The sequence below is a fragment of the Micromonospora sp. M51 genome, from assembly GCF_018070305.1.
GTDB classification, from domain to species: Bacteria; Actinomycetota; Actinomycetes; order Mycobacteriales; family Micromonosporaceae; genus Micromonospora; species Micromonospora parva.
In genome coordinates this window covers 1-2585 of the sequence record NZ_JAGPXZ010000816.1, presented here as the reverse complement: position 1 = coordinate 2585, position 2585 = coordinate 1, and the positions used below count along the sequence as shown (strand labels likewise).

Below are 2585 nucleotides of genomic sequence, written 5' to 3'. Positions count from 1 at the left end.
GCCGAGGACGCAGGCGGCGCTGAGCGTGCCGACCGCACCGTCGGTGAAGCGCAGTGCGGCGGTGGTCACCGAGTCGATGTCGGCGCCGTCGACCGGCGGCGGTGTGCCGTTGCCGTACGCGGTGACCTCGGTGACCTCGCCGGCCAGCACGCGGATCAGGTCGAGCACGTGGGCGGCCTGCTCGACCACCGGGCCGCCGGAGCGGTCCCGCCGCGACCACCACGCCACCGGGGGCACCTTGTCCAGCCAGGTGCCGCTGACCATCCGCACCGGGCGGTCGGCGAGCAGGTCGCGGGCCTGGTCGAGCACGCTCAGGTAGCGCCAGTGGTGGCCGACGGCGGTGCGCAGTCCGCGCCGCGCGACCAGGTCGGCGATCCGCTCCGCGGTGTCCAGGTCGACAGCGACGGGCTGCTCCACGAACATCGGCACCCCGGCCTCGATGATCGCCGCCTCGACGGGGCCGTGCGCGAACGGAGGCACGCAGACGTACACGGCGTCCAGGCCGGTGGCCAGCAGTTCGCCGACGTCGGCGCGGGCCCGTCCGCCGTGCTGGGCGGCCAGCGCGGACGCGGCCTCCGGTGCGACGTCGGTGACGCCGACCAGTTCGACGTCGTCGAACCCGGCCAGCACCCGTGCGTGGCGCTGTGCCACGCCGCCGGCTCCGACCAGACCCACCCGGCATTTCCGCATCCCGACACCCCTTCGAAGACTTTTCAGCTGCGCTGGGAGCAGTCCCCTGGGCTGTGCGCAATCAAACGTTCATCCCCCGGGAACGCACTGACGTCCCCTCTGTGATCAAGCTGTTGCCAGGAAAGCGGTTAGCGCGTGATGCGGAATGGGAACAACCAAATTCGGTTTTTCCACGCACGAATGGAGGGGTGCCCGTGCGGGATACGACATCGAGCGTGTCACCGGTGGTGGAGGCGTGGGCCACGTACCGGACGACGTCGGCTGCGGACTGGCCGACCCGTCGGCTGATGCGCGCCAAGGGTGAGACCCGGGTCAGCGTGGTGCTGCCGGCGCGCAACGAGGAGGCCACCGTCGGCGCGATCGTGTCGACGATCCGCGAACACCTGATGGATCGGGTCGCGCTGGTCGACGAGCTGATCGTGGTGGATTCCCGATCGACGGACCGGACCGCTCAGGTGGCCCGCGCCGCCGGCGCGGAGGTGGTCAGCCAGGATGCGATGACCCGCGGGTTGCCCCGGCTCACCGGCAAGGGCGACGCGCTCTGGGCCGGGCTGGCCGCCGCCGAGGGGGACGTGGTGGCGTTCATCGACGCCGACCTGCGGGAGTTCCGGCCGCACTTCGTCAGTGGGCTGCTCGGCCCGCTGCTGACCGACCCGTCGGTCGACTTCGTGAAGGGCTTCTACCACCGGCCCCTGGTGGGCACCGCCAGCGTGGAACAGGACGGTGGGGGCCGGGTGACCGAGTTGATGGCCCGTCCGCTGCTCAACCTCTTCTGGCCGGAGCTGGCCGGTTTCGTGCAGCCGCTGGCCGGCGAGTACGCGGGTCGCCGCGACGTGCTGGCCCAGGTGCCGTTCGTCTCCGGGTACGGGGTGGAGACGGCCATGATGATCGACCTGCTCGATCTGGTCGGCCTGGACGCGCTGGCGCAGGTCGATCTCGGTGAGCGCAAGCACCGGCACCAGGACACCGCCGCCCTGGGTCGGATGTCCGCGCAGATCATGTTGACCGCCTGGTCGCGGTTGCAACGGCGTGGGTGGGCCACCCCCGGGTTGGCGCCGGAGGCGTTGCTGACCCAGTTCCGTCGTGGCGGTTCGGACACCCTGCCGAACCTGGACCGCGAGATCGTGGTCAGCGACGTTTCCATCGAGGAACGCCCGCCGTTGGCCGAACTGCGTCACCGGGTTCCCCGTCGCCGGGTGGCCGCCGCGTGAGCGCGCAGAGCCTCACCGTGCTGATGAACGCCGGTCCGTGGCTGTCGGTGCCACCGCCCGGCTACGGCGGCATCGAGAACGTGATCGCCACCCTGGTGCCGGAGCTGCGGCGACTGGGCGTACGGGTGGTGCTCGCCTCGGTGGGCACCAGCACGCTGCCGGTCGACGAGCAGGTCTCGGTCTTCGCCGACGGGCAGTTCGCCGCGTTGCAACGGCCGTACAACCAGGTCTGTGGGATCGCCCAGGCGCACCTGGCCGGGGTGGTCCGTGAGCTGCACTCCCGCGACGACATCGACCTGGTGCACGATCATGTCGAGGCGGTCGGGCTGGCCACCCTCGCCGCGATGGGGCCGGCGGGGCCGCCGACCCTGCACACCCTGCACTGGGACCTGGCCAAGCACCCGGCGCTCTACGGCAGCCTGGACGGCGGCGACCGGGTCCGGGTCAACGGCGTCTCCGCGTCGCAGCTGGCTCGCGCCCCGCTGGCGCTGCGGGAGCACTCGGTGGGGCACGTGCACCTGTCCACCCCGCTGGCGGTCGACGCCGACCGGCGACCCCGGCCGGAGAAGGGCGAGCACCTGCTCATCCTGGGTCGGATCAACCCGGGCAAGGGGCAGGACGTGGGTGCCCGGCTCGCGCACCGGGTCGGTCTTCCGCTGGTGCTGGCCGGCCCGGTCGGGCCGT

3 protein-coding genes are annotated in these 2585 nt (G+C 72.0%); 2 read left to right on the top strand and 1 reads right to left on the bottom strand.

Annotated elements, in window-relative coordinates; all coding sequences use genetic code 11:
• A partial coding sequence (locus KBX53_RS29225) for a Gfo/Idh/MocA family protein (protein WP_210862831.1) occupies window positions 1-690 on the bottom strand: 690 nt, incomplete at its 3' end.
• A gap of 227 nt (window positions 691-917) precedes the next feature.
• On the opposite strand from KBX53_RS29225, the gene KBX53_RS29220 reads away from it, so the two are divergent.
• Together KBX53_RS29220 and KBX53_RS29215 are read left to right on the top strand one after the other, a co-directional pair.
• Window positions 918-1901 carry a glucosyl-3-phosphoglycerate synthase gene (locus KBX53_RS29220; protein WP_307857937.1) on the top strand — a complete coding sequence of 328 codons (984 nt, stop codon included), beginning with the start codon at window positions 918-920 and terminating at the stop codon, window positions 1899-1901.
• Between the two features lie 23 nt (window positions 1902-1924).
• Window positions 1925-2585: glycosyltransferase (locus KBX53_RS29215; protein ID WP_210862833.1), on the top strand; the 661-nt coding region annotated here is incomplete at its 3' end.